This is a genomic window from uncultured Escherichia sp., from assembly GCF_948475835.1.
Taxonomy (GTDB): domain Bacteria; phylum Pseudomonadota; class Gammaproteobacteria; order Enterobacterales; family Enterobacteriaceae; genus ECMA0423.
Window position 1 is genome coordinate 97,579 of record NZ_CAOLGM010000002.1, and the last position, 7,586, is coordinate 105,164.

The following is a 7,586-nucleotide window of genomic DNA, read 5'->3' on the forward strand; positions in this document are numbered from 1 at the left end:
CGCATTCTCCAGTTAAAGACCGATGCACATATATTTGATTTCTAAGTAATCTTCGATGCCATACTTCGAACCTTCACGACCCAGACCCGAGGCTTTAATGCCGCCGAACGGGGCCACTTCATTGGAAATAATGCCGGTATTGATTCCGACGATGCCGTACTCCAGCGCTTCGCCGACGCGGAAGACGCGGCTTAAATCACGGGCGTAGAAATAGGCGGCAAGGCCAAATTCGGTGTCATTGGCCTGCGCAATCACATCAGCTTCATCTTTAAAACGGAACAGCGGGGCGAGGGGGCCGAACGTCTCTTCTTTCGACACTTTGGCGTTGGCCGGAACGTCCACCAGAATGGTCGGCTGGAAGAAGTTGCCGCCGCGCTCGTGCGCTTTACCACCGCAAACCACGCGCGCGCCTTTCTCCAGCGCATCGGCAATATGCTCTTCCACTTTTGCTACCGCTTTTTCATCGATCAGCGGCCCGATGGTGACGCCGTTATCCAGCCCGTCGCCGATATGCAGTTTGCTCACCGCCTGCTGTAATTTTTCGGCAAAGCGGTCATACACGCCGTCCTGTACGTATAAACGGTTGGCGCAGACGCAGGTTTGCCCGGCGTTGCGGAATTTCGAAGCCAGCGCGCCTTCCACGGCTTTATCGAGATCGGCATCGTCAAAGACGATAAACGGCGCGTTACCGCCCAGCTCCAGCGACACTTTCTTGATGTCTTTCGCGCACTGTTCCATTAACTGGCGGCCAATTTCGGTCGAACCGGTAAACGACAGTTTGCGCACCAGCGGGTTACTGGTCAGTTCGTTACCGACCGCGCCCGCCGAACCGGTGACCACGTTAAACACGCCAGCCGGAATGCCCGCGCGGATCGCCAGCTCCGCCAGCGCCAGCGCAGAGAACGGCGTCTGACTGGCGGGCTTCAGCACCATGGTGCAGCCTGCCGCCAGCGCCGGACCGGCTTTGCGGGTAATCATCGCCGCCGGGAAGTTCCACGGCGTGATAGCCGCGGTGACGCCAATCGGCTGCTTGATAACAATCAGGCGTTTATCGGCCTGATGACCAGGAATGGTGTCGCCATAAATGCGTTTGCCTTCTTCGGCAAACCACTCAATAAAAGAGGCGGCGTAGCTGATTTCGCCTTTCGCTTCAGCCAGCGGTTTTCCCTGTTCGAGGGTCATCAGGCGCGCTAAATCGTCCTGATGCTCCATCATCAAATTGAACCAGTTGCGCAGAATGGTGGCGCGTTCTTTGGCGGTGAGCGCACGCCAGGCGGGCAGGGCGCGGTTGGCGGCGTCGATAGCGGCGCGGGTTTCATCCGCGCCCATTTTCGGCACGCTACCCAGCTTGTCGCCGTTCGCCGGATTGGTGACATCGATGACTTCACCATCGTTGGCGTCCAGCCATTCCCCGTTAATCAACGCCTGCTGGCGGAATAAGTTACTGTCGTTAAGTTTCATCGCTACATCCTGTTTTCAAAGGTTATTGATTAAATGCGGCGTGTAAGGCATCCACACTACGTGCCGCTCGCAGCGTGCGTCCGGGGTTACTCTGGCTTGCCAACAGCGTTTGTACCTTGCTGACAATATGCGCACCAATAGGAATTGCTGATGTCGCTGCCGGGGAGGGCGCATTGCAGGTGTGGATCGTGCGCGGGGTGGTGACAAACAGAAAATCGTCAATCAGCTTGCCGTCCGGCGATACCGCCTGCGCCCGCACACCGGCGGGCCAGGGCTGGAGATCGCTTAACGAAAGCCGGGGACAATACTTTTGCACCAGCCGCAGATAGCCGCTTTTGCACAGCGAGTTTTTCATCTCGCCCAGTCCTGAGCGTAGATGGTTTTGCAGCACCCGGCGAATCCCCGACGAGCCCAAAATCTCCAGCGTGTCGCTAAATGAGAAGTCGCGCTTGCGATAGCCTTCGCGTTTGAAAGCCAGCACCGCGTTTGGCCCGACGGTCACGCTGCCGTCGATCATGCGGGTGAGATGAACGCCCAAAAACGGCATTGCCGGGTCGGGAATGGGGTAAATCAGGTGGTTAACAATCTGGTTATGCTCCGGCGCAAGGCGGAAATACTCGCCACGGAACGGGCAGATGATAAAGCCCGGTTCGAGTCCGAGCATTTTCACCAGCCGGTCAGCCATCAGCCCGGAACAGCTAATCAGCGTTGATGCTTCATATTCGCCGCCCTGACGGGTACGTATCACCACGCCGTTTTTATGCTCATTAAGCCCGCTGACTTCGGCGTTATAGATAATTTCACCGCCTCTGGACTGGAAGATTTTTGCCATCGCCGCCGTCACGTCGCGGTAGCTGACAATGCCGCTGGACGGCACAAAAATGCCGCCGAGCCCGGTGATATTCGGTTCGCGCTCGCGCAGTTCCTCGGCGTTTAACCACTCGCGCTCGATACCGTTCGCCGCCGTGCGTTCCCACAACGCGCGCATCCGTTCCATTTCGAGATCGGACGTGGCGACCAGCATCTTGCCGCAGTTGTCATAGCGAATGTCGTTTTGATCGCAAAAGGCTTTGGTGGCGCGGTTTCCCGCCAGGCAAAACTGCGCCTTCAGGCTGCCGGGCGTGTAATAGACCCCGGCATGGATCACGCCGCTGTTGTGGCCCGTCTGGTGACAGGCCGGGCCGGACTCTTTTTCCAGCAACGCAATGCGGGCATCCGGATAAACATCAATCAGTTGCATGGCGGTCGACATGCCGATGATGCCGCCGCCAATAATCACAAAATCATACATCCGCTCAATTCCTTTGCGCTTACTGATGCGTCTGGTAGTGGTGAGTGGCGTAAGCGAAATAGCCACGCTGACGCATCAGTTCACGGCGCAGATCCGGGTGCGGAGTAAAGCGGTCGCGACCGTGCAGCCAGAACAGGTTGTTTATCAACAGGAATTTGCCAACGGGAACGGGTACAGAAAGAATGCCTTTGCTGGTTTCAATGGCATCGGAAAGCTCGCTCAACCACACGCCTTCTTCAAAATCTTTTGGCTGGACGAACTGGTCGATATAGCGCATCACCGGGCGACCCTGTTGATCAACGTCGAACACTGGATGGAAAACATCTTTGCTGACGTTTTTGCTCGGCGGCGCGGCAAAGCGCATCGGGCGACGCGCCAGTGGATGGCGGAAATAGTGGTCCAGATGTTCCCAGTCATCGAGATGCAGCAGCAACGAATTTCCACCCTGCATGTTTTGCTCATCGATTTTCATCATCAGCACGTAATCGGTGATCTCTTCGACATACGTGCCGTCGTTGTGCAGTTCCATCACGCGGTGCGGCTGACGCAGATAGCTGTCTGAGTTATCGACATTTTTCACCACGAAACGCGCGTAATACTGACCGCTCATCGCATCGAAATTTGAGCGACCAATCAGATGCGCTACCGCCGTTGCCAGCTTCACCATCTCATCTGCCTGCGCCACATCATCGATACCCACCGCATTGATCAACAGCGCACCTTCAGCACGGTTTAGCAGGGTCTTCAACAGCAATGGTTGCAGCTGATTCGCACACAGATCGTCAAGAATTTTGCCTACCCGAAAACGCAGAAACGATTTGTACTCCAGCGCCTGCACGGGCCATTCGGCAACCTGTTCGAGAAACTGTTTGGTCGTCTGTTCGGTGAAGGTGAGTTCCAGCAGACGCGGGGATTGCGCCGACGGGATGAGAGTGAATCCGCTATAGTCCTGGCCTGAATCGACAGCGTTATTGTGTACGGCGGTCAGTGCATTCATCAGAAGCGATCCTCTTATGAGATGTAGGGTGACATGGCGATGCTCATTTCGTAGCCATAATCTAAAAATATCTACATTTCTGAAAAATGCGCACAAAAGCGACATATTGTTTTCTTATTGTGATCAAAAGCAACAAATTAGTAACATTTAACGTAGGGTATTAAGGCAAAGTGAGACAGGAAATGAATAACTAAAGCAACAGGTTAGGGGGAGTTAACATTAGAGAACAGATTATCTGGTCGATAAAAAACAGTAAATGGCTTCACTGCAAAATGACCGTTAGTAAACTAAACATATTATCTGCCCCGTTTTATCGGGGCAGATATAACATTAAATTATAAATAGAGATAGTTCGGCGGTTCTCCTGTTTTCCCTAAAAGAAGAGCGCTACGCCCAGGAATATTGATATTTAGAGTTCCGCCTCTAAGCGTAAATACTTTACCAGGGGGGATAATTTTTCGGGTATTATTAATAATAATGTTAACGCTATTACTCCCCATGTTTTTGTATATTCCAGGTTGCAATTTGTTAGGCCAGGTACCTTCAACTTCTTCGTTTCCTTTATTTATTATAACTAGTCCATCATGAGGAGAGTGATTAATGTTCACAGAATCCCCACGACTAAAGGCCAGAACGTTTTTAGTTGCAGATACACCCTCAAATGCGCTCCATATTCCTGCTTTATCTATATATAATGCGTGGAATTCATTGTAGAGCTGCTGATAGGTAGAGCAACCTTTATTAAGCTACGCCTCACCGCCGACACGCGTGGACCCATCATAATTTTTAATTTCAGTCGTTGATTTTAATACTTGGCCATCCCAGTAAACTAAAGGCCTGCTGAACGGCAGAGCGGCTATATATGCCATTGCTAATTGTTCATCTTGTTGATGGTTAAATAGAAAGTCATTGAAAAGATTGCCATTGTTTGGAAAATCGTGGTTAATGATTAATCAATATCCGTCTTTCTGATGGGATACTTGAGATTGTGGAACCCGGTTTTGATGCAAGGGTTTGGAGATCGCCATCAAATGAAAAGGCTTTTATCGTTTTCATGAGCAATGAAAAATCAATGGCGCTTAAATCATCTCTTTCATAAAGCAGCGATGACATTTGTTGTTCATCCAACTGACAAGTTACCAGGTATTCCATGTAATTCATAACGGCTTTTTTTTGATATTTTGGGTTAAATAAATTAGTATTGTGTAACCGCTCATTATAATTTTTAAGCGGTGGAGTTATTGATCTTTCTATTTGTTCATGTTTTGAGTGTTTTGCTGCATCGTAACGTAAACCTCGTACGCCATATTTTCGCATTTCACGAACGTATTGATTTTGCAACATAATAACCTGGTCACTTTTGGGTGTTGTTTTAGGCATTCCATTTAAACGCTTTTCTTTTAATGCATGGAGGTTTTCCCATTCATCCTTAGATATGTTATCTTTACTTGCTTCGAAGTCTTTTGCAGTGAGATGTATATCTTCTGGATGGATTTGTTTACGTTCTTTTGTTACTGGATCTTTAATGAATGGAATCAAAACCTGACCTTGCCAATAGCCAGGGATACCACCTTCTATATCTTTACTGATCTTCGCTCGTATATCAGCAGAGGGATAATCCAGGTCATTTTTACCACTACCCCCAATTCCCATAAAGTTAAAGGTATAATCAGGAATGATATCGATACCAAATTTTTTAGCATCTTTAACCAATGCGATAAAATCCTGCAAATCTCCCATTGGATTATGGATGGTACAAAGATCTTCGGGTTGATAAGCATGAAACCAGTAACCCTTTTCTTCTTCGGGAGTTTCTGGTCCGTCGGCGCGGAAAGTTGTCACTGGAGGGATTTGTATATACCCATAATGGCAACGTGCAAACTCAGACATATTTTCCCTGATTTGCTGGTAGGTGGCATTAAAAGCATGAAGAATCGCTTCGCCAGGTTTTTTGGGGGTTATGATTTCACATTGTGATTTCTGAACAGCAGTAAGAGATTTACGCTCAAGTGTTTGCCGTAGATGTTCTGGATTGATTAGTATTTTAAATGTTTCTTGCTGTTCGGAAGGTGACGTCACGTTAATATTATATACATCGGCTGCCAGCTCATAGTCAGGAATGTTAATAGCATATGCAATATACTCATCTTTTGGGGACGGTTTGTCAGATATAATGTGGGTGAAATGTTCAGCAGGACCATACTGATGAACACCGCTGTTATCACCTCTTTCAATCATTGTATCTCTTTGATAAACCCATGATTTTCCTTCTCCTATCCTGTCTGGCGCTGTAATGCTACGCTGTGCTGCTTTATTCAACTCACGATAAGTTGTATCTGGAGAAAGGGAAATTTTATAATCGTTTTTTAACAGATCATTAATAACTTTTTCTGCGTGAAAAGTTGATATAATTTCTCTGTCTTTTAATCCTTGAGGGTAAACTCCACAAGAATTAATAATATTTGTTATACAGTTTAGATATTCTAATGTATTTAATTTGGAATTTAGATCCCCGTCAGTAATGTTCCATGATAACAATGTGGGGTTGTCGATAGGTAAATTTCTGGGTCCTGGTTTTATAGAAAACATAATAAAGTTCCTCTAATGGTAGAGTAATATGATGTATACGGAAACATAAAAATGTTTAATTGTTGTGAAAGTAATTGCAAACAGATGTCCTACTTTTATCCAATATTTATATGGAAAAGGATAATGCTTAAATCTGTTTTATTAATTATCGATGTGGTCTGGAGAGGCAACTGTCAAAAATCGCTCATACGAAACTAATGATTAGCAGAATAAGATCTATGAAAGAATATATTGCTATACGAAGTTTATTTTTATGGAGTGAAAAGTAACAGATATCATAATGATGCGAAAACTCTTCAGTTAATGTAATAAACTTATATTATTAGATACAAAATCATTACAAAGTATCATTGAATCGATGATAACTATAGATAGTGCTAATTATTAACATTTGCTTGTTGACTGCGAGTATCGACTTTGCGAATGGAAGCGGTGTCGGGTTTTATGTCGCGTGTAATGACGAGCAAGGATGAATGAGAACGCATAAAAATCTGTTATTTACATCATATGATCATCATGTTTATTGCGTGGTTTATAAGTATTGTTATTGCACACTCAAGGCCCTTTAGCTCAGTGGTTAGAGCAGGCGACTCATAATCGCTTGGTCGCTGGTTCAAGTCCAGCAAGGGCCACCAAATCATTATTTACGTATCAGGAAGAGTTAAGGGTACAAGGGGTACTCGATGGCGGTCTATATTTCATGACTAACGCCATTTCAAGGAAGAAGTGCGGTGGGTGGTTTCGAATGAGGGCTGGTGTTTTGGTACGTGGCACGCCACTGCAATGTATTTATCCATCAGTACTCATTCAAAAGTACCTGGAAAAAATGCCTGCTATGCCAAGCGGGCAAATTGCTTACATGTGGAATTAAGTAATTAACGATAAAGCCAGAGTATTATCATTTATTATACCCCTTAATTTAATCAGGTTAATTACTCAAATCACTGAACTATTCTCTGTTCGCTCACTGATGATGAGTGAGTACCACAACCAATGTATGTAGAACAATGCCGTAGAGTAAGGATGAAATGTCTCTGCCACGCCTTAAACATCTACTACTGACCAGAACACCCGCCGCAGGCAGATGAGTTTTGTGAGCGTTACAGGAGCGTGGCTATGCTCATTAACCAACGCTATTGAGATATAAATTTCTAACACTTGAAAAACGATTTTCACTAATAAATTATAACGGTTTTTTTATCATACAGCGAAATAACCTTTTGTTTATTAAATTTAACATTCCTGTGC

At 46.6% G+C, this 7,586-nt stretch carries 3 protein-coding genes, 1 tRNA gene and 1 pseudogene; 1 reads left to right on the forward strand and 4 read right to left on the reverse strand.

From position 1 onward, the window contains the following. Positions 1 to 12: 12 nt before the first annotated feature. The 4 genes and pseudogenes from gabD to QZF50_RS01060 all read right to left on the reverse strand — a co-directional run bounded on the left by gabD (position 13) and on the right by QZF50_RS01060 (position 6,338). Positions 13 to 1,461, reverse strand: a complete 1,449-nt coding sequence (gene gabD, locus QZF50_RS01045; protein WP_001748722.1) for an NADP-dependent succinate-semialdehyde dehydrogenase — start codon at positions 1,459 to 1,461, stop codon at positions 13 to 15. A gap of 22 nt (positions 1,462 to 1,483) precedes the next feature. Further along, positions 1,484 to 2,752, reverse strand: a complete 1,269-nt coding sequence (lhgO, locus tag QZF50_RS01050; RefSeq protein ID WP_001472082.1) for an L-2-hydroxyglutarate oxidase — start codon at positions 2,750 to 2,752, stop codon at positions 1,484 to 1,486. Positions 2,753 to 2,771: 19 nt separating this feature from the next. Continuing rightward, positions 2,772 to 3,749, reverse strand: a complete 978-nt coding sequence (gene glaH, locus QZF50_RS01055) for a glutarate dioxygenase GlaH (protein ID WP_000993087.1) — start codon at positions 3,747 to 3,749, stop codon at positions 2,772 to 2,774. A 335-nt stretch (positions 3,750 to 4,084) separates the two neighbouring features. Continuing rightward, positions 4,085 to 6,338, reverse strand: a pseudogene (locus tag QZF50_RS01060) (alpha-amylase family glycosyl hydrolase). Positions 6,339 to 6,897: 559 nt separating this feature from the next. On the opposite strand from QZF50_RS01060, the gene QZF50_RS01065 reads away from it, so the two are divergent. Continuing rightward, a tRNA-Ile gene (locus QZF50_RS01065) sits at positions 6,898 to 6,973 on the forward strand. Positions 6,974 to 7,586: the final 613 nt, after the last annotated feature.